Source organism: Priestia sp. YIM B13491, from assembly GCF_042787605.1.
Classification (GTDB): Bacteria; Bacillota; Bacilli; order Bacillales; family Bacillaceae_H; genus Priestia; species Priestia megaterium_E.
This window is the reverse complement of the sequence record NZ_JBHZOR010000003.1, coordinates 572263-591854: the sequence shown is the minus strand read 5'-3', so window position 1 is coordinate 591854 and position 19592 is coordinate 572263. Positions and strand designations below refer to the sequence as shown.

The following is a 19592-nucleotide window of genomic DNA, read 5'->3' as shown; positions in this document are numbered from 1 at the left end:
CCAGAAAAACCATATATATTGTTTTCTGGAGGAATATGATGAAAGAGCTAAAAAGGTTAGAACCGCTGCAGGCAGCTACACAATTCATTCTTAAACATTACCCTAACTGTCAAGGTGCATTACTCGCCGGGAGCGTGGTGAGAGGAGAAGCTACACATACGTCCGACCTTGATCTTGTTATTTTTGACGATAATTTTATTTCTTCTTTTAGGGAGTCCCTCATTGAATTTGGATGGGCAATTGAAGTTTTTGCTCATAATCTGGCTTCATACCAAGCCTTTTTTAAAAGCGACTGTAAGAGGGCTAGACCGTCACTGCCGAGAATGATTTCCGAGGGAATTATTTTAGTGGATAATGGAATTGTTCAGTCTATAAAAAAAGAAGCAAAACACTTACTTGAAAAAGGCCCCGAAAAATGGCCGGAAGAGACGATTAGATTAAAAAGATATTTTATAAGTGATGCCTTAGATGATTTAATTGGTTCTTCAAATAAAGGGGAATCACTTTTTATTGCTAACACGCTCGCTTACATAACGCATGAATTTGTTTTAAGAACGAATGGTCATTGGATCGGAGATTCTAAATGGATTGTCCGGTCTTTGAATCTCTATAATGAACGCTTTAGTAAAGAGTTTGTAGAGGCATTTGATACCTTTTATAAAACAGGGGATAAAGATAAAGTAATTCAACTGGTGGATAAAGTGTTAGAACCACATGGGGGCCGGCTGTTTGAAGGATTTTCACTGGGAAAAGAGAGGTTGAATCAGTAGCCTTGTTAGAACCCCGCTACTATTTCTTGCTAGTAGTGGGGTTTGTTTTTAGGAATATTCACGTATGCTTAAAGAGTTTGCCCGTTATCAATCGTAAACACTTGGCCCGTTATGGACTCTTGCTTTAACTGAAACAAAATAGCATCTGCGATATCTTCAGGAGAAGAAATACGCTGAAGAGGTAGGTTTCCTGCCAGCTGATACATTTTATCTTCGTTGCCAGACCACCATTTTGTGTCGACTGCACCAGGAGAGATACAGTTTACTCGAATATGTGGTGCTAAGGCAATGGCTAACGACTTAGTCATCGTATGAATTGCTGCTTTTGTTGCTGCATAGGGAATAGAAGAGCCGATTCCAGTTGTACCGGCAACGCTTCCTACATTAACAATCGCCCCTGACTTTTGTTTTTTCATATGTGGAACGGCTGCTTTTACACAGTGAAACATGCCTTTTACGTTTACATCATATAAAGAGTCCCATACGTCATCCGTTACAGACTCTAAGTCATTCATCGGGATTTGAGCTGTAATACTAGCGTTATTCACTAAACCATATAATCGTCCGAATTGTGTAATGGTTTGATGAATCATTTCATTCACTTCGTGCTCGTTGGCTACGTTCGCTTTAAAAGCAAACGCGATGCCTCCTTTTTCAGTAATCTCCTCCACAACTTTTTTTGCTTCTTTTTCTGAGCTGCTGTAGTTTACCACAAGTTTTGCGCCCATGTCAGCTAGCTTTAAAGCCGTAGCTTTGCCTACACCAGTGCCGCCGCCCGTAATAATAAATACTTTATTTTTAAAATCGATCATTTCTATAAACCTTCCTTTCTCTTAACATCTTTTATTATATCTTCGATGAAAAAAAGGATATAATAGGTAATACTAAGAGAGGTATCATTTAAAATGATATCAGCGGAGGAATTAAAATTGGAAAGCCAAGACTTACGAATTTTTAAATGTGTGGCAGAAGCAAAGTCACTATCAAAAGCTGCGGAGGTATTAGGATATGTGCAGCCGCATATCAGCCAGCGGATTAAAAATCTAGAGGAAGAATTAGACACCAAATTATTGATACGTACGAATCGAGGAGTTACGTTAACAAACGAAGGGGAAGCTTTGTTTGACTACGCACAGCGTATTTTACGTTTAATGGAGGAAGCTAAAGCAGAAGTTAATCCGAATAAGTTTAAAAGATCCTTGATTATTGGTGCCTCGCAGACGATTTCCGCTATTAAAATTCCTTCTTTATTCTCATCTTTTCTGAAAGAACACCAAAGTATTGAAGTTAAAATAAAAACAGATAGAAAACAAGTCTTACAAGAAATGCTTTCGTACGGAGAAATCGACGGACTGTTTCTTAGTGGTACCTATAATGAGGCTCAGTTTGAAACGGTTTATCACTATGCAGAAAAAATGGTGCTTATCTCACCTCGATATGAAGCTAGAGAAGAAAAAGACCAACCAACGCTACTCATCAACAGTGATGGAAACTGCATCTATAGAAACAGACTATTAGAGTTTTCAAAGAAACATCATATACATAAAGCCAATATTATGGAATTTGATTCATTAGAAGCTATTTTACAAGGCGTCCGTGATGGAATAGGCATGAGTGTAGTCCCTGCTAGCGTAGTAAATTCTCGTGGTGATATGAAAAACATTGAATATCAAGAGCTTTCAGAAGACGTTCATATTGATTTTGTAGTAAAGAAAGGGAAGCAGCGCTCTCAAAGTCTTAAAAAGTTTATTCATTTTTTAGGGAGTCTATAGATCTTCTCTTCCCATATCACTAAAAAGAACCCTTAATGCCTGAAATGCGCTTCAAGGGTTCTAGCTTTTTTATGTTCTAAAGATTATGCAGCTAATTTTCTACACTCATCCGCGCATTTCAAGCAAGCTTCCGCACATTTTTGACAGTGGTCATGATCGTGTTTCTTACACTCATTTCCGCATTTTTCGCAAATTTCGGCGCAAACTCCAGCCAGTTCAGCAACGAAAGGCGTTCCTCTTTCTAGAGCTTGTTCCAAATATCCGCAAATATCTGCACATTCTCGATCAAAACGGATACAGTCCACCATCATACCCACATTTTCTTCTTTTAGACAAGCATCAAAACAATGGTTGCAGGCACTCATACAGTCATGCAGCGTTTGAATAACAGTTTGATAATTTTCGTTAGACATTGTAAAATTCCTCCTTATTTTTTCTTCTCTTTATTACATTAGACTATCGTTTGGTTTAGTAAACATAATAAAACAATGCTGTAAAACTTATTAAGTAATAAGCAGGTAATTTTTTTACGTTTGAATATAGGGGTGGAGGGTATGTGGTTGGTAGATAAATCTTAAAGGAGTGTAGCACATGAGCTGGCTAGAAATACTTTCGTATATAGCTATTGCAATTGGACTTATTCAATTTTTAGTTATTGCAATTGACGTGATCAGGCATCGGCAGATGATGTTTGTGATGAATATTGTGTGGCCTATCACAGGGCTCTATTTTCCTGTCGCCGGGATATGGTTTTACTTTAAATTAGGGCGTAAAGATCGAAAAAAACAGAATCACGCTCATCATTCCTCTGAGCATATGCATGATAACCATGAAGGTCATCATGAGCATCATCATAGTGAAAAGCCTTTTTGGCAAAGTGTTTTTGTATCGACTACGCACTGCAGCAGCGGGTGCTCGGTCGGAGATTTAATTGGTGCACCGATTGTATTTTTAACAGGGTGGACGATTGCCGGAAGCGTACTTTTTGCGGATTACGTAGCGGAATTTATTCTCGCCTATATAGCGGGAATTGCTTTTCAATACTACGGTATGAGTATGAAAGATAATAGCTCAAAAGATGAGTTGAAAAATGCGGTAAAAGCCGATACATGGTCGCTTATTGCGTTTGAAATCGGGATGTTTGGCTGGATGGCTTTATCACATTATGTCTTTTTTGCACAGGCACCCAAACCAGACAGCGCGGTCTTTTGGTTTATGATGCAAATCGCCATGATTATTGGCTTTTGTACAAGCTATCCAGCGAACTGGGTACTTGTTAAAAAAGGTGTAAAACATGCGATGTAATTTTACTTGGGGCTGCTGCCGTTGATATCAGGTTTAAAGCTACAGGATGGAGCAGAATAGTATCGACTCCGAGTTTCGTCTAAAAAAGGAAATCATTTTAATTTAACAGGAGGAGATTGGATGTTTGATTACACGGTAAAAACATCGAAAAGCTTAGAAGAAGCGATTAGTTCTCTAGAAGAAAACTTAAAAAGCGAAGGGTTCGGTGTGTTGTGGAATTTTGATTTAACTGCAAAGCTACAGGAAAAAGGGCAGGACTTTCATACACCGTTTACAGTATTAGAAGTGTGCAATCCGAAAGAAGCTCAGCGTGTTCTTTCGCAAAATCTTTTAGTAGGATACTTTCTGCCTTGTAAAATGGTTATATATCAAGATGAAAGTGAAACAAAGATTGGCATGCCTAGACCTACGGCTATGATTAATATGCTTCATAATGAAGAGCTTCAACGACTGGCAGAAGATATTGAAACAAGGTTAATCCGCTGTATTGATCAATCGGTGTAAATGTCACTCAGAGAAAAAATATCAAAACAAAAAGATACCTCAACGGTATCTTTTTGTTTTTTAATCTTATTAAGATATGAGAAGTGGAAACGAAATTTTTAATACATGAATAATTTGCTTTCAGTTGCCTACTCTAAAAGCAAACTGTAGTAAAAAGGATGATATTATGAATTTTATCTGGCAATCTGCAATCTTAATTTTATCGGGAATATTATTACTAAGAATAGCGGGGAGAAAATCGATTGCTCAAATGACGCTCGCTCAAACGGTCGTTATGCTTTCTCTAGGTACCATCATCGTGCAGCCCATTGTTGAAAAAAGTATGTTAAAAGCGATTGGCGGGGCAGCTATCTTTGTTCTAGCTATTTTAGTTTTAGAGTATTTACAATTAAAATTTAATGGGTTTGAAAAATTTCTGACAGGTAAGTCTAAAATCGTTATAAATAATGGTCAATTAGATACTAAGCAGCTTAAAAAATTACGCTTAACCGCCGATCAATTAGAAATGAGATTACGAAATGCAGGCATATCAACTATAAAAGATGTTAAAACCGCAACAATTGAACCAAATGGACAGCTAGGGTACGAACTTCAAGAAGATGCAAAGTCTTTGACTGTAGGTGATTTTAAAGAGTTAATGGAATTATATATGCCATCCTTTTCTCAAACCAGCGTCCCTGCCCAAAATTTACATAACAAAGTGTCGTCTAATCCTTCTTCAGATATATTTGAAGAAATTAATCACGATGCTAAACCAAACCCTAAATACCTTCAGTGATACAGTCACTAAAAAAGACGGCTCTTTTCCCGGATAAAAGGCCGTCTTTTTTGCATGTGTTTTTACTGCTTCAGTTATCTAAGTAACGGTATAAAGTCGTCTTGCTTATACCTGTAGCTTCCGTTATTTGAGCAATCGTATAGTTTTTACTCCAGTACATGTCAAGCGCTCGATGGACGTTATAGTCAGGCTTTTTTGGACGGCCGCCGCTTTTTCCTTTTGATTTTGCTTCTTGAAGACCGGCTTTTGTGCGCTCGCTGATGACGTCATGCTGAAATTCTCCAATACGTTTAATAGTACTGAAAAAGGTTTTTCCTTGTGGCGTGGACGTATCAACGTCATCCAAAATGGATGCAAAGTGAACGCCATTGTCAAAAAGATATTCAATTAATTCAATGAGGTGCCGAGTAGAGTCTGCAATGCAGTAAAATTTATACACAACGACTGTATCGCCCGGCTGAAGCGAGGCTACCATCTCATCAAATTCTACTCTTTTCTTTATGGAATTTGTTTTTTCTTGATAAATTTTATCGCAATTAAAAGGCTGCAATGCCTGTAACTGTTTGTCCACATGTTCATCTTCGCTATATGGACGGGTATAACCAATAATCACTACACCATCTCCTGCACGGATTGTTTATTTATATTTACCTATTGTACCAAATTCCTTCCACTCATAACATTTCTTTTCAGTATAGAAAGGAGTTCAGTTCCAAAAAAGATCGTTTTTGGAACAAAAAATGATAGACATTTTGATTTAGGTCTGCTAGAGTTTTAGTTGTTAACAACGTCTCGGCTTCTATGAGAGTTGGAAGCCACTTATAAAAGAAAAGCGAGGTGTAATATGGATAAAGAGACCATTAAACTGATTCGAAAAAGCTACAATTTAAATCAGCGAAATTTTGCTAAAATGGTAAACTGCAGCTTTTCCCTCATTGCGCTAGTGGAAGTTGGGAAGAGAAGAATTACAGAGGACTTAGAGAATAAAGTGAAAGAAGCGTTTGGATTAAATGAGGAAAAAATAAAGGAGCTGACTTCTTCATTTTAATAAGAGCGTTTCATATACGTGAATATAATACTTGAGGAAGATGGGACATGTTTGCCTGTTTTTACTCGGTTTTTTATCCATTAAAAGTACCGTAAACGTACTATTTAGGTTCCAATTGTTTTCTGTTTTACTACTTTTATTATTCAAAATCTAGACAAGCGTACCGTAGACGCTTATGACTACAGAGAGAAAGGTGTTTTTGGTTATCATGTTCAATAAATTAAAAATGGAGTGGTTTGGCAACGTAAAAGGAGATATCCTTTCAGGTATTGTCGTAGCGCTTGCGCTCATTCCAGAAGCCATTGCTTTTTCCATTATTGCAGGAGTAGATCCGATGGTAGGTTTACACGCATCTTTTTGTATCGCAGTTGTGATGGCCTTTGTAGGAGGGCGTCCTGCTATGATTTCAGCAGCTACCGGCGCGATGGCCCTGCTGATGGTGACACTAGTAAAAGAACATGGAATGGAGTATTTATGGGCAACGACTATTTTAACGGGTGTGATTCAACTCCTGTTTGGCATTTTTAAAATTGCTCGCTTTATGAAATTTATTCCTCGGTCCGTGATGGTTGGGTTTGTGAATGCGCTGGCTATTTTAATTTTTATGGCACAAGTTCCGCACTTCGTAGGAATTTCAACAATGACGTATGTGTTTGTTGCGTTGACTCTTGTCATTATTTACATGTTACCTCGCTTTACAAAAGCGGTTCCTTCTCCATTAGTAGCCATTGTCGTTATGACAATGGCAGCTATTTTCGGAGGATTCAATTTGCGTACAGTAGGAGACTTGGGAGAGATTACAAAGTCACTGCCGATCTTTTCTATTCCTAACGTTCCTTGGAATATGGAAACACTGTCCATTATCTTTCCAACAGCGCTAGGGCTGTCTATTGTTGGATTAACAGAATCGCTGCTAACGGCATCGATTGTGGATGATATGACAGATACGTCTAGTAACAAGAATCAAGAAAGCAGAGGGCAAGGAATTGCGAATATCGTGGTTGGTTTCTTTGGCGGTATGGCTGGCTGTGCGATGATCGGTCAAACCGTTATTAATGTAAAATCAGGCGGACGCGGCCGTTTATCAACGTTTGTAGCAGGTCTGTTTCTAATGTTTCTCATCTTGGTGCTCGGCGACTGGGTTGTTAAAATTCCAATGGCTGCACTAGCCGGGGTCATGATTATGGTCTCCATTGGAACATTTGACTGGTCTTCACTTCGGACGCTCACGAAAGTTCCTTTAACAGATACCGTCGTAATGCTTGTGACCGTGATTACGGTTGTAGCAACCCATGATTTATCAAAAGGAGTTATTGCCGGTGTTATTTTAAGCGCAGTTTTCTTTGCGGCTAAAATTTCAAAGCTAGACGTGTCAGCAAAAGAATCGGAGCACCGAACGGTTTACAAAGTAAAAGGTCAGCTGTTCTTTGCCTCTGTAGAAGACTTTGTTAACTCATTTTCGTTTACAGAAAAACAAGATCAAATTTTAATTGATTTTTCAGAAGCGCATATTTGGGATGACTCAGCCGTAGCGGCTATCGATAAAATCGTACTGAAGCTAAAAGAACAAACGTCTGCTGAAGTGAAGCTGACAGGTTTAAATGATGTAAGTGAAGAGCTGCTTCAAAGGTTAGCGACTTACAATAAGGCAAACGTGAGGGCGTCAGCTCATTAATAGAGTGATAATTTCTAGGTTCAAATCATATATGATTTGAACCTTTTCTTTAGTTTTCTTTACCAGTCTATATAATTTTGGAAGACTAAAAAGCCAAGCAGTATAAAGAAGGCTAAAACAAATAGGGCTTCGGCAGAATGTTGTCTTTCCGCTTTTTTTACGTTTATTTTTTCTCTATATTTTGATTGAATGCTTCTTCTTTTCGAATCCAGTTTCATATATAGACTCCTTAAACGATTTTATATAAATGATTTTACCATATTATTGAATAGATGGTTTTTTAATCTGAGAAATCATGATTATTGAAACAATGAATGAATGATTGATGTACCAAGGGTTTTTATTTTCAAAGACCGAAATAGTTTATAAAAAAACAAAAGGAGTAGATTCTATGAAGGTTTCTTTTTCAAATTCCATAGAAAATGTTGAGTGGTCGAGAATGAAAGAAATTTATCACTCGGTAGGATGGACGAACCATAATGAAGAAAAAATTAAAAAAGTATTTCAATCAAGCAACGTAGTAACGATTGCTTATGATGAAGATAACATAGCAGGATTTGGCAGAGCTCTTTCAGACGGTGTGTTTAATGCTGCCATTTATGATGTTGTGGTTGATGAGCATTATCAGAACATAGGAATCGGACAGCAAATTATAGAAAACCTGCTTGCTCAGCTTAAGGATATTTCCTGCGTTCATCTTGTTTCCACATCAGGAAATGAAGATTTTTATAAAAAAGCAGGGTTTCAGAAAATGAAAACTGGAATGGCTCGTTATTTAAATCGAACCCTAGCGGAAGAATATTTGGAATGAGTTATGTTTAAGACAACCAGGTGGCATTTTAGAGTATGTGCCAGATGAATAAAGAGGGTATAGAAAAAATCCAAGTAGTTCAGTTTTTATAGAGAAACAATAGAAATATCATATTAATTCTAAAACCAAACCGCATACTGCTGCACAGTGTTTAAGTATTGCGGATAGGGTATTTGATTTGAAGAATATCATTTATCTCAGGTAAATAGTTGATCGTGATTATTACAAAGCAGTGTACAGTGAAAGGGGTTTTTTGTTTTTTAGTCGAATATCTTACAGTAACCGAATAGAAATGTTTGGAGGTCATTGTTTTGTTACTTTACTATTGATATATCATCTGCCTAATTACAAAAAAATAAATTAGGAGTTGATATATAATGATATATAAAAATTGTCTTAATGAAATTTCATCTGATATGTTGAAAGGTTTTTTTGTGGATTGGCCCAACCCTCCAAATCCACAAACTCACTTAAAACTGTTGAAAAACAGCAGTAAAGTGGTCATTGCGTTAGATGAAAATACTAATCAAGCGGTTGGGTTTATAACAGCAATCAGCGATGGAGTTCTATCTGCCTATATTCCGTTCCTTGAAGTTTTACCAGAGTATAAAAGTAAAGGCATAGGCAAAGAGTTGGTAAAGCTAATGTTAAAAGAGCTTGATGATATTTATATGGTTGATTTGTGTTGTGACGATGACTTAGTTCCTTATTATGAAAAATTTGGAATGCTAAAATCAAACAGTATGCTCGTAAGAAATTACGAAATGCAGTCGGGTATGTCAGATAAATAAATAGACGAAAAAACGCTTGGATATTCTCCAAGCGTTTTTGTGTGCTAAATTAGTTGCTAAAACTCACTAAAGTTTAACTGTAATATGGTATTATTTTCTTTAGTTAGGAGGTATTTGGAATGAGTATGTCAAAAGAAAATAAACCGATTGTATTGACCGTTATTTTACTGGCGGCTGCGTTTGTTGTATTTTTTGCAAATCGGCTGCTTCCCCAAAATTCAATTTTCCCAAGTGAAACCGGTGACTTGACCATTCTACTGTGGCTGTTTTTTGCGATAGATATTGGCTTTATTGTGGCATTAGTTTTAGGAGTTCGAACCAAAAAACCGAGCGTTGTGTGGTTTAGCATTATCGCAAACAGCATCTTTTTTGTTTTGCTTTCTGTTTTGATTTTTTTATTAGCAATTGCGAATGGCATTTCTGAGCCGTAAGCTTATTATTTTTATTATAGATGAATGATAAGGTTTTAGAGAGGTTGATAGATTATGATGATAGGCGGTCCTTTATTGATTGCGCTGCTGCCAGGTGTACTTGTAATCCTTGTAACTTGGCTGTTCAGAAAGATAAAGTGGAACAAAGTCATTAGAATGCTTCCTTCCATGCTAACCGTTATGGCTGCCGCCGTTCTTTTTTACATTGGCTATGTAGAAATAAGAGGCTTTGAAGGTGCGGGCTATTTGTTTTTATCTGTGTTTTTGCTTTTATTCGCGCTTGTATCCTATATTGTAGCTAAAAAGCCTGTACAATAATTTTTATAAACTTTATAAATTCTTTATAAATCCCTCCTATACTACGTGTAGGGGGGATTTAATATGAAAAATATCATTTTAGATGTAAAAAGCGTTTCGAAAAAAGTAAGACGTCGTCACTTAGTAAAAGAAGTATCGTTTCAAATTAACGAAGGGGAAATATGTGGACTGCTAGGGCCAAACGGTGCTGGTAAAACGACCTTAATTCGTTTGTTGACGGGGTTGATTAAACCAACCGGGGGAGAAGTTTTTATTAATAACAAACATATTTTTTCACAAAGAAAAGAAGCGCTGCAAAGCGTTGGCGCAATTGTGGAGTCACCCATCTTTTTTCCTTATATGACAGGAAAGGAAAACCTGACAAATTTAGCTCGACTGCATTCATTTTCAACAAAGAAAGAAAGGCAGCAAAAAGTAAAAGAAGTACTTGATATTGTGGGGCTAACCGGCAGAGAAAATGATAAAGTTCGAACGTATTCTCTTGGGATGAAGCAAAGGCTCGGAATTGCTCAAGCGCTTTTAGGCGACCCGGACTTATTAATACTGGATGAGCCAGCCAACGGCTTAGATCCAATGGGCGTACGTGAACTGCGCGAGCTTCTTTTCACCTTAAAACGCCACTATAACAAAACGATTTTGATTTCTAGTCATTTGCTGGATGAATTACAGCGAGTATGTGATCAAATTGTCGTGATGCGAGAAGGAGAGCTAATATGGGACGGCGCTTTAGACCAGTTAGCATCCGGTAAAAATCTTGAAGATGCCTTTGTAGAGCTGGTGTCGCAATGAAGGATCTCTTAGTAGCGGAGTGGGAAAGACTTTGGAAACGAAAATTGGCGTGGCTGACCTTTTTGTTAGTGCCGGTAGTGCTATTAGCTGCTTCATCCTATCTCCAAAAAGAAAACGGAGCACTCACAGTCGATTTACCACAGTATACGTTTGCAGGAAACTTTCCTGTACTGAGCTTAGCTGAAATGTTATTTACCGTTTTTAATGCCATGTTCTTAGTTTTTATTACGCTCGTTGTTACCGGCGAATACCGGTCAGGACAGCTGCGAATGGTCATGATACGATCATATTCGTTTAAAGAAATCATCCTAGCAAAAGCCGCAGTGATTTTGCTGTTTAATTTACTGTTTTTTATTACGTATTTTTGTATGAGCTATGTAATAGGCTTTCTGATGTTTGAACACCCGCAAAGCTACTTTGTGTTCTATCATAGTCATCCTTTTAGCATAAAAGAAGCGCTAGTATATAATCTTTCATTCTATGGATATGCCTATTTAACGACGATTGCGATATGCTGTGTGCTGTTTTTTATTTCTGTTATCAGCAAAACGACTACTACGGCTGTTGGAATTGGCGTTGCTTTTATACTAATCTCATTTTCGTATCCTACTTTATTAAGAGGATTTAGGCAGTGGATGAGTGAAGAGCTCTTTGGACAGCTGTTTTTTACTTCCGTACCGATGATTCAATGGCAGGGAATTACGGTCATGATGGCAGAAAAACCGCAGTTTGTAGGGTGGAATTTCGGCGTTTTAGGGTTTTATGTTCTATTCTTTAGTGGTTTAACGTATGTAGCTATTCGAAAAAAAGAATCATTTCTATAAAAGGAGAGAAGACATGATGACAGGACTTTTTATCAGTGAATTAGAACGAACGTTTAAACGGAAAAAGACAGCGGTGGTACTAGGTGTGTACATAGGATTACTTGCTTTTATTTGGTTCATTTTCTTTCAAAGGGGAGGCATTTCGTTTTTTGATGCAGACCATGACGTGAAAATTGATTCTTTAAATGCAGCACCGTTGCTTCTTCGAGACCTATCGTTTGTGATTACGTTTATTGTTATTCCTATGTTTGTGGCAGATAGTTTTAACGGCGAGTACACGTCCGGAGCGCTACGTATGGTATTAATTCGACCGCATCATCGTTTGAAGCTGTTTTTTGTAAAGTGGACCGTTCAATGTTTGCTAGTTTTTCTTATTTTGTGTATTACTTGGGTATGGGGGACGTGCCTTGGAAAAATAGCTATGCCTCATGTGAATGAAACGACGTTTTTAGGCGGACATACGTTAGGGACTCTAGGGGCGTTGATGTATTCGCTAAAATTTTACGGAATTTGTTTTTGTATCTTTATAGCGGTTATTAGCATCGGGAGTATTATGAGTGTTCTTATGCCTAATTCCATTTTATCTTACGTCGCAACTATTGGTGCTTTGATTGGAAGCGTGTATGTGTCAGATAAATTAAGCTTCTTTTTCTCCGTAACGGATTCTGTTTTTCATGAATTAAGCAAGCCAAACTCTGAATTTTTAGTAAACCTATTATTTCCAATTTTGCTTATTAGCCTTATAATAAACCTATTCGTATGGAAAAAGAAAGAATGGGTAGGGTGAGCCGGAGATGAAGCAAACAATTTTGTTAGTAGATGATGAAAAAGACATTATTTCATTTATGAAAGATGCGCTGAGTGATGAAGGATATGAGGTGTTGTTCGCTTACGAAGGGCAAGAAGCGTTAAAAAAGCTAAAAATAAATCCAGACTTAATTGTGCTGGATGTGATGATGCCAGGTATGGACGGCTTTGCTCTTTGTGAAATGATCCGAAAAAGCATATCATGTCCCATCATCTTTTTAAGCGCCAAGCAAACGGAGCAGGACAGAGTAAAAGGACTATTAGTCGGTGGAGATGATTATTTAGTTAAGCCTTTTAGCATGAAAGAACTAAAAGCCCGGATTTACGCCCATCTGCGCCGGGAGCAAAGAATTAATAGTAACTCCTATAACAGGCTTCATTTTGGAGAGTTAACCATTGATTTAAACGGCTATCAAATTTTACATAACAATGAAGTGATTCCGTTTACTTCAAGAGAATTTGAGATTATTCATTTCCTCGCTCTTCATCCAGGTCAGGTTTTTACACGTGAGCAGCTGTATGAAAAAGTTTGGGGCTACGACGCGGAAGGCGATTCGTCTACGATTACCGAACACGTGAAAAAAATTAGAGCAAAACTATTAAAATATGACGAAACGCCTTACATTTCAACGGTTTGGGGAATTGGCTACAAATGGGTAAAATAAAAAAATGGATGAACCGGGCAACGTTAAAAGCGCAGTTTGTTTTATCTTTTCATTTGATTTTGCTGTATAGCCTGCTTGCGACACTTTTAACGTGGGGAATTGTCATCTCAGTGAACTGGTTTTTTATGCCCGGAGCACTGAATCCAGCAAATTATTATGAAAGACAAATTCCTGATATTTTGCAGTTTGTGAATAAAAAAGATGATGAGCTTCTTTCGAAAGATGTTCAAAGCCAAGTAGAAGCAGTTATTCCGCTAGAAGGAATGGATTATCAAATTATAAATAAAGAAGGAAAAATCGTGTATGGATCCATGTCCACTTCATACATAAAAAATAAACGGGATCTTTATTCTCAGGTCAATACAAATATTCATTCAGGTAAATATATTATAAAAGTCTATCCGCTTTTTAATTCAAAAGACGAAGTAAACGGGGCCATTGCTCTAAGATATCAATTAAATATGGCTTCTACTAATCCAAATATTAAATGGATTGTTGCGCTTGTCACATTTGTATCGCTAGCCAGCCCGTTTCTTTACTTTTATTTGTTTGCTTATTTGTTTGGAAGACGATTTAGCAAAAAAATTGAACGGCCTTTTAATGAGCTGATGACCGCAGCTAAAAATATTCAGCATAATAATTTAGATTTTTCGCTGTCCGTCACTCAAGACGCAAAAGAATTAAGCCAGCTGCTGCATGCCTTTGAAGAAATGCGAAAAGAATTAAAGCAATCGCTAGCTAAACAGTGGCAGCTAGAAGAAGACCGCAAAGATATGACGGCTGCGATTGCACATGATTTACGAACGCCTCTTACAATTATTCACGGTCACACCGAAATTTTAGTAGAAGGAAGCCAAAAGGACCCGGAGAGGCTTAATCGATATTTACATACGATCTACGCAAATACACAGCGTTCGATTCAACTATTAAATCAGCTGCAAGAAGTATCTGTCATAGAAAATCCGGGCTTTACTGTAAAACGGGAACCTATTGATATCTATACGTTTGTTCATGAGAAAGCGGACGAGTTTAAGCTTTTATGTCAAAAAAAAGAGATTGCATTTGTATCTTCAATTAGTATAGAGGATGCATCCAATCAATTTTACGGAGATCCTCAGCGCGTTTCTCAAGTATTAGATAATATCATCACAAACTGTATTCGCTACACGCCTGAACGAGGGGAGATAGTTTGGAACACCGTCATTCATCATAACGAAATAATCTTTGAAATATATGATACGGGTCCTGGATTTACACTATCGAACAAAGAACAGCTGTTTAAAAAGTTTTACCGAGAAGATGCGTCGAGAACAAGCGGCTACGGAAACTTAGGGCTAGGTCTTTATATTGCTCATTCTATTGTGAAAAACCACGGAGGAAGCATCACGGCCGATAATAAGGATACGGGAGGAGCGTTGTTTAAGATTGTTCTTCCGATGGGAAAGAAGTAAACGCGTAAAAAAAGAACCCTCAAAAAAGAGAGTTCAAAAAAGGGTAAGTAAGAAAGAAATGTACATGTTCCTTTGGGGGACTGCATCTGTACAGTAAAATTTATACCCGGTATGCACTTGTTGAAACGTTGAAAAATAGTCCAATAATAGAAATGAATAGTTGATAATATGCTTTATAATTTATAAAAAAGACTGCAAAGCGGCTGTATCCTGTGCTTTGCAGTCTTTTTCGATTTTATTTGCGTAAGAAGTCTCTCATAAATTCATTCACCTTTTGGGGCTGCTCATGCTGAGGCGCATGTCCCACACCGTCTAAGCGGTGAATCGTTACGTTTGGAACGTACTCTTCAATACCATCTAAATTACTGTTTTCAAACGCTTCGTCCGCATTTCCCCATACAATTAAAGTCGGAGACTGAAATACTTTATGCGGCAGTGCTACAGGTTTATGAACGCGTTCTTCAAATGGATAAAGAGAAGACGCCCGGTAGTAGTTAAGCATGGATTTCATTGCATTTGGCTGGTTCCAGGCCTCTACATATTTCGCTTCTTCTTCTTTAGTTAAATAGCCTTTTTTAATGCCTGGCTCCGTCAGCATGTTTCTTAGCTTTTCACTATTATTGGCGAGCAGCTCATCTTGAGAATTTGGCTGTTGGAAAAAGCTCATATAGCTGCTTGCTTCTCGTTGGGCAGGATTTTCAGCAAGCTCTCTTATAAATGTGTAAGGGTGCGGTGCATCAAACATCACTAACTTTTTGACATACTGCGGATATGTATAAGCAAATGCCCATGCAACAGCGCCGCCCCAATCATGTGCCACTAACACACATTCTTTTTCACCAAACTCTTCAATCAACTGCTTTACATCTTCCATTAAAAGGGGCATGCTGTAAGAAGAAATTTCTTCTGGCTTATCTGATAAGTTATAGCCTCGCATATCTACAGCTACCACGCGATAATCTTTCGAAAACTCTTCTAACTGATGGTGCCACGTATACCAAAAGTAAGGGAAGCCGTGTAAAAACAGCATAAGCTCGCCTTCACCTTTTGTCACGTAATGGAGGTTTACATTATTCACTTTTACATAACCGTCTTTAAACATGTTACTCATCCTTTCGCCTTTAATCTTTATTATAGAAAAACTTTACTCTTTATTAGTTGATGTATCAAATAATAAGGTTTCTTTACGCGATAAATGAGCTATAAAGCTCTTTTAAAATCCTTATTTTGGTTATTTTTATGAAAAATAACACCGATATCCCCAGGTTATATGTGATACTTCGCTTGACTTAGAAAAAGCGAATATGTACAAAACGTAAGGAGTAAAAACTTGAGCTTGTAATGAATACAGAAAAAAAGCTCTCTAAAAGTACTTTTAGAGAGCTTTTTTAAAAATCACCAGCCTTGGCGATTCCTAAATTAGATTCAAAGTCGGTAATGTACACACAGGCATTGGTATACTTTTCAGATGCTTTATAGCTGAATTCTCTACTTACACTATAATCTTCACCTATAGGTTTATAAGATTGAATAGATTTAATTTGGTTGTCTAAAGACAAATCAAAATTATGAGTGGCTTTTTTTAATTGTTCGAGCTGCAGCTTGGTGAAACTATCGCGATGTTTTTGGATTTCATCTTGCATGAGCTCTATTTTATATTTAGATAGGGTGTTAATATGATCAATCGCAGGCCCCATATCTTTTTTTATTTGTGCTTCAGAAGAATGGAAGTGTTTATCATCAAATGAATCTGACACGTTATTGCTTTTTTCTGAAATTTTTGTTGCATCTATAACGTCATGAACATTGTTCATGAGCGTAACTTCATAGATAGTCTTGCTTGAATTAAATCTTTTATAGGATTTTACATATTCTTTTTCTGTTAATGCATCTACATCTCTTTTTAATTGCGCTATGCTTTCTTTTAGCTCACTATCACTTTGTGTTTCTACTTTTGACGTACTATTGATAGACGCAGACAGAAGATTAAAATCGTTTTTATAGCTTTGAAACGTTTTATCTTCTATCTTTCCGTCTTTATTGATTAAGCGTTCACACTCGTTTTGCAGGAATTTCAGCTCTATGGCCAGCTCTTTTTTTGCTTCGTTTTCATCTATGCTTTCATTGTTTGAACGTGCGTGACTGCACCCTATTAACCCCAGCGCTAAAGCGATTGTAATGGTTCCTGTTGTTATCTTGCTTATGTGCCTCATGTTGAAACTCCATTTCTATTTATTTATTACTTGCATATAAAAACTATATCATATAAATGGAATATTTATCTTTATATACTATTAAATGTTACATTCCGTGTAGTTAAACTAAAAAAAGTATTATAATGGAATTTGTGAAAATAGTGCTAAAAGAAGATAAAGGTAATAGAAAAATTAATTATGCACTTATACTTTTTTACTATTAACATGACGTCTAAAGGAGGAAATCAATATGTCTGGAATTGCTAAAACCCCCGAACCGCCTTATTATGCCGTTATTTTTGCTTCTGAAAGAACGGAAGGTGAGAGGGGTTATGGAATCATGGCAGACAAAATGGTAGAGCTTGCATCTAATCAAAAAGGCTTTTTAGGAATAGAAAGTGCTAGGGACAAAGATTTAGGCATTACCATTTCATACTGGGATTCTTTAGAATCAATCAAAATGTGGAAAGAAAACTCAGCTCATCGTGCAGCACAGTACAAAGGGAAAACAGAATGGTATCAAAAGTTTTCGCTTAGGATTTGTAAAGTGGAAAGACATAGCTTTTTTGAGATGTAAGGCGTATATGCTTAATTGTTTTAAAAAGGGGAGAAGCTGTTATGTTTTTAGCTATTATAGGATTTATAGCCGTTTTTATCACTTTGTGTTCATTAGAAGCAAAGCTAAGAACGATTGTTAAACAAAATGATCGAGTGATTGAATTACTTGAAAAACAGAATAGAAAGTAAGAAAACGCTAATGAACTCACCGTTTATGATATCATCTCCTGATTTTAGTTATGGGAGATGTTTTATTTTAAGTTTAATATCAAATCACATGTTTAGAAGTGCATAAAAAAAACCTCAGTAGGAGGTCTAGTTATTCCTTTTTAATAAAAGTACTTATAACAAGCTCATTTACTGTCGTATGTCATTCAGTGGGTGTGTCAAAAGCTGATTATAAAGGGAAATTATATTTATCGTTTCACCGGGAAAAATTAGCTTAACTTTGCAATTTTATAATAAAATAGTTCAGTTAATCACCGTATTTTTTTCTGTACATAAGAAATGTTATAAAATATACAACTGAAATTGTCGTTAAAAACATTAACGGCGAAATGCCATTGCCATCATAAGAACTTTTCCCTTGAAAAGTCCGATAAATGGACTCTACAACATCTAAAATTAGTACACCAATAACGATCATAAATGAATATGATTGAGCCTTCGTGTTGATAAACTTCTTTCTTTCGTCACCTTTTCGCGAAGATGATGAAACAAAAATCAAAATTCCGCAAACTAACAGTATGAATGAATACACAATTTTAACCCAATCCATTTTACTCCTCCTTATAATAAATGTAAAAAGTATTTTACATTTATTATTGTAGCATCAGTTCCAAAAATGTCAAACTCTTTTTACATTGTAAATTATTTGTATGGAAGAATCGCTATAAAAAAGTAGATATCTTTAAAATGGTTTTATAAAACAAAGTCACGTTACAAAGTGACTTAAATCAACTTCACTGCTAAAATGGAAGTAACAGGGATTTTCGCGTTTCACCAACTAAAAGTGAGGTGGGTTGTTTGGTTCTTCATAAAAAAACAGTTTCTTTTGTCGCTCTGTTCTTACTGCTGTTAGTAATAAGCTCCAATTACGTTTTGTACCATTCTTCTTTTGGACTTCAGTCGTTGCCTGGTGATTTCAACGGAGTAGTAGTAGGTTCTATTTTAGACTTAAGCCTTGTGGCTCCGATCTTATTTCTAGCTTGGCAGCGTAAGTTCAGTCTAAAGTACTTTATTGTATTAATGGCTACAGGCCTTGTGGCTGCACGTTTTATCATTCCGAGTGAATACTTCACTTCTTTTCAGTCGGTTATGTGGCTGGGAGTTGGCATAGAAGGACTACTTATTTTGTTTGAACTTTCACTGCTGTTTATGCTAGTTAAAAACGTACCGCCTATTTTAAGAAGGATCAGATCAAGCTCTTTACCGCTTTTATTTTCTTTTTCACGGGCTGTAAACGAAAAGTTCCCCAAACAAACGTTTATACACATCCTTTGTTCGGAAATGCTGATGTTTTACTATGCGTTTGGAACGTGGAAGAAGAAGCCGAGTACTGAAGGGAATACGTTTACTCTGTATAAACGCTCTAGTTTTATTACGTTTCAAATTATGATTATTCATGCGATTGTCATTGAAACATTAGGGCTTCACTGGCTGCTGCACAATACGTCTATCATTCTTTTAGTCGTTTTACTGATCCTTAATATTTATAGCATTGTTTTCTTCATAGGAGATATTCAAGCATTAAGGCTTAACCCTTTACGAGTCGATGATGAGCATCTATACATTTCATTTGGTTTAGCTAAGCGTATGGAGATACCATTTAGAGACATTGCTCAGATAGTAGAAGACGCTCATATTCTCGAGCAAAAAGTACCTAACACCACGATTGAATTTATCGCCCGCGATTTTGAAGCTGTTCATCCTGATCTTTTACTAATACTAAAGTCTCCAATTGAAGCAACGCTTTTTATGGGAATCAAAAAGAAATACCAGCAGGTCGCCATTCGGGTAGATGATCCTAATGCGTTAAAAAAAATAGTCAAAGAACGTTTGGAGAAAGCTAGGACCTTATAGATAGATAAGGTCTTTTTG

General features: G+C 36.8%; 25 protein-coding genes. 19 read left to right on the top strand and 6 right to left on the bottom strand.

The genetic code is table 11. The features are described from left to right. The first annotated feature begins 38 nt into the window (after positions 1-38). Positions 39-770, top strand: coding sequence for a nucleotidyltransferase domain-containing protein (locus tag ACFX4E_RS14200; RefSeq protein ID WP_377238541.1), 732 nt, complete (start codon positions 39-41; stop codon positions 768-770). Positions 771-838: 68 nt separating this feature from the next. On the opposite strand, the gene ACFX4E_RS14195 is transcribed toward ACFX4E_RS14200, so the two are convergent. Next, entirely contained in the window at positions 839-1582 is a 744-nt protein-coding gene (locus ACFX4E_RS14195; protein ID WP_377238539.1) for an SDR family NAD(P)-dependent oxidoreductase, read from the bottom strand. A gap of 117 nt (positions 1583-1699) precedes the next feature. Here ACFX4E_RS14195 and ACFX4E_RS14190 point away from each other — a divergent pair, with 117 nt between their 5' ends. Further along, positions 1700-2542 carry a LysR family transcriptional regulator gene (locus tag ACFX4E_RS14190; protein ID WP_377238537.1) on the top strand — a complete coding sequence of 281 codons (843 nt, stop codon included), beginning with the start codon at positions 1700-1702 and terminating at the stop codon, positions 2540-2542. Positions 2543-2625: 83 nt separating this feature from the next. Here the strand turns inward: ACFX4E_RS14190 and ACFX4E_RS14185 are convergent, their stop codons facing one another. After that, on the bottom strand, positions 2626-2955 hold the full coding sequence (locus ACFX4E_RS14185; RefSeq protein ID WP_028409479.1) for a four-helix bundle copper-binding protein: 330 nt from the start codon (positions 2953-2955) through the stop codon (positions 2626-2628). A 178-nt stretch (positions 2956-3133) separates the two neighbouring features. Here ACFX4E_RS14185 and ACFX4E_RS14180 point away from each other — a divergent pair, with 178 nt between their 5' ends. The 3 genes from ACFX4E_RS14180 (at position 3134) to ACFX4E_RS14170 (ending at position 5129) form a co-directional block, all read left to right on the top strand. Then, positions 3134-3847, top strand: coding sequence for a DUF4396 domain-containing protein (locus ACFX4E_RS14180; protein WP_377238536.1), 714 nt, complete (start codon positions 3134-3136; stop codon positions 3845-3847). Positions 3848-3967: 120 nt separating this feature from the next. After that, a complete protein-coding gene (locus ACFX4E_RS14175; RefSeq protein ID WP_377238535.1) occupies positions 3968-4351 on the top strand; it encodes a DUF302 domain-containing protein in 384 nt (127 codons plus the stop codon). A 166-nt stretch (positions 4352-4517) separates the two neighbouring features. Continuing rightward, positions 4518-5129, top strand: coding sequence for a DUF421 domain-containing protein (locus ACFX4E_RS14170; RefSeq protein WP_377238534.1), 612 nt, complete (start codon positions 4518-4520; stop codon positions 5127-5129). Positions 5130-5199: 70 nt separating this feature from the next. Here ACFX4E_RS14170 and ACFX4E_RS14165 read toward each other — a convergent pair whose 3' ends face one another. After that, positions 5200-5742 carry a recombinase family protein gene (locus tag ACFX4E_RS14165; protein WP_377238532.1) on the bottom strand — a complete coding sequence of 181 codons (543 nt, stop codon included), beginning with the start codon at positions 5740-5742 and terminating at the stop codon, positions 5200-5202. 231 nt (positions 5743-5973) lie between these two features. Between ACFX4E_RS14165 and ACFX4E_RS14160 the strand changes: the two genes are divergently transcribed. From ACFX4E_RS14160 to ACFX4E_RS14110, 11 genes are all read left to right on the top strand, one after another. Then, entirely contained in the window at positions 5974-6177 is a 204-nt protein-coding gene (locus ACFX4E_RS14160; RefSeq protein WP_136789803.1) for a helix-turn-helix domain-containing protein, read from the top strand. Positions 6178-6385: 208 nt separating this feature from the next. After that, positions 6386-7852 (top strand): SulP family inorganic anion transporter, encoded by a 1467-nt coding sequence (locus tag ACFX4E_RS14155; protein WP_377238530.1) that lies wholly within the window; start codon positions 6386-6388, stop codon positions 7850-7852. Positions 7853-8243: 391 nt separating this feature from the next. After that, positions 8244-8663, top strand: a complete 420-nt coding sequence (locus tag ACFX4E_RS14150) for a GNAT family N-acetyltransferase (RefSeq protein WP_377238528.1) — start codon at positions 8244-8246, stop codon at positions 8661-8663. Positions 8664-9040: 377 nt separating this feature from the next. Continuing rightward, entirely contained in the window at positions 9041-9454 is a 414-nt protein-coding gene (locus tag ACFX4E_RS14145; protein ID WP_136789807.1) for a GNAT family N-acetyltransferase, read from the top strand. Positions 9455-9573: 119 nt separating this feature from the next. After that, positions 9574-9885, top strand: a complete 312-nt coding sequence (locus ACFX4E_RS14140) for a hypothetical protein (RefSeq protein ID WP_377238526.1) — start codon at positions 9574-9576, stop codon at positions 9883-9885. Between the two features lie 54 nt (positions 9886-9939). Continuing rightward, the gene (locus ACFX4E_RS14135) at positions 9940-10203 is read left to right on the top strand and encodes a YesK family protein (protein ID WP_377238524.1); all 264 of its coding nucleotides are present in this window, start codon (positions 9940-9942) and stop codon (positions 10201-10203) included. A gap of 63 nt (positions 10204-10266) precedes the next feature. Further along, positions 10267-10992 (top strand): ABC transporter ATP-binding protein, encoded by a 726-nt coding sequence (locus ACFX4E_RS14130; RefSeq protein ID WP_377238523.1) that lies wholly within the window; start codon positions 10267-10269, stop codon positions 10990-10992. Then, positions 10989-11816 (top strand): ABC transporter permease, encoded by an 828-nt coding sequence (locus tag ACFX4E_RS14125; RefSeq protein ID WP_377238521.1) that lies wholly within the window; start codon positions 10989-10991, stop codon positions 11814-11816. Before ACFX4E_RS14130 ends, ACFX4E_RS14125 begins: the two co-directional genes overlap by 4 nt. Positions 11817-11829: 13 nt before the next feature. Continuing rightward, the gene (locus ACFX4E_RS14120; RefSeq protein WP_377238520.1) at positions 11830-12603 is read left to right on the top strand and encodes an ABC transporter permease; all 774 of its coding nucleotides are present in this window, start codon (positions 11830-11832) and stop codon (positions 12601-12603) included. 7 nt (positions 12604-12610) lie between these two features. Next, positions 12611-13288 (top strand): response regulator transcription factor, encoded by a 678-nt coding sequence (locus ACFX4E_RS14115; RefSeq protein WP_221785412.1) that lies wholly within the window; start codon positions 12611-12613, stop codon positions 13286-13288. Continuing rightward, on the top strand, positions 13276-14739 hold the full coding sequence (locus tag ACFX4E_RS14110) for a sensor histidine kinase (RefSeq protein ID WP_377238519.1): 1464 nt from the start codon (positions 13276-13278) through the stop codon (positions 14737-14739). Before ACFX4E_RS14115 ends, ACFX4E_RS14110 begins: the two co-directional genes overlap by 13 nt. Before the next feature lie 235 nt (positions 14740-14974). Here ACFX4E_RS14110 and ACFX4E_RS14105 read toward each other — a convergent pair whose 3' ends face one another. Both ACFX4E_RS14105 and ACFX4E_RS14100 read right to left on the bottom strand, forming a co-directional pair. Next, positions 14975-15841, bottom strand: a complete 867-nt coding sequence (locus tag ACFX4E_RS14105; RefSeq protein WP_377238517.1) for an alpha/beta fold hydrolase — start codon at positions 15839-15841, stop codon at positions 14975-14977. Between the two features lie 286 nt (positions 15842-16127). After that, complete coding sequence (locus ACFX4E_RS14100; protein ID WP_377238516.1) at positions 16128-16952, bottom strand: hypothetical protein; 825 nt, start codon at positions 16950-16952, stop codon at positions 16128-16130. A gap of 232 nt (positions 16953-17184) precedes the next feature. On the opposite strand from ACFX4E_RS14100, the gene ACFX4E_RS14095 reads away from it, so the two are divergent. Continuing rightward, positions 17185-17511 (top strand): antibiotic biosynthesis monooxygenase family protein, encoded by a 327-nt coding sequence (locus ACFX4E_RS14095; protein ID WP_377238515.1) that lies wholly within the window; start codon positions 17185-17187, stop codon positions 17509-17511. Between the two features lie 41 nt (positions 17512-17552). Then, complete coding sequence (locus tag ACFX4E_RS14090; RefSeq protein WP_377238514.1) at positions 17553-17681, top strand: hypothetical protein; 129 nt, start codon at positions 17553-17555, stop codon at positions 17679-17681. Between the two features lie 286 nt (positions 17682-17967). Here the strand turns inward: ACFX4E_RS14090 and ACFX4E_RS14085 are convergent, their stop codons facing one another. Then, a complete protein-coding gene (locus ACFX4E_RS14085; protein WP_063672201.1) occupies positions 17968-18270 on the bottom strand; it encodes a hypothetical protein in 303 nt (100 codons plus the stop codon). 239 nt (positions 18271-18509) lie between these two features. Between ACFX4E_RS14085 and ACFX4E_RS14080 the strand changes: the two genes are divergently transcribed. Then, positions 18510-19574, top strand: coding sequence for a beta-carotene 15,15'-monooxygenase (locus ACFX4E_RS14080; protein ID WP_377259064.1), 1065 nt, complete (start codon positions 18510-18512; stop codon positions 19572-19574). Positions 19575-19592 lie beyond the last annotated feature (18 nt).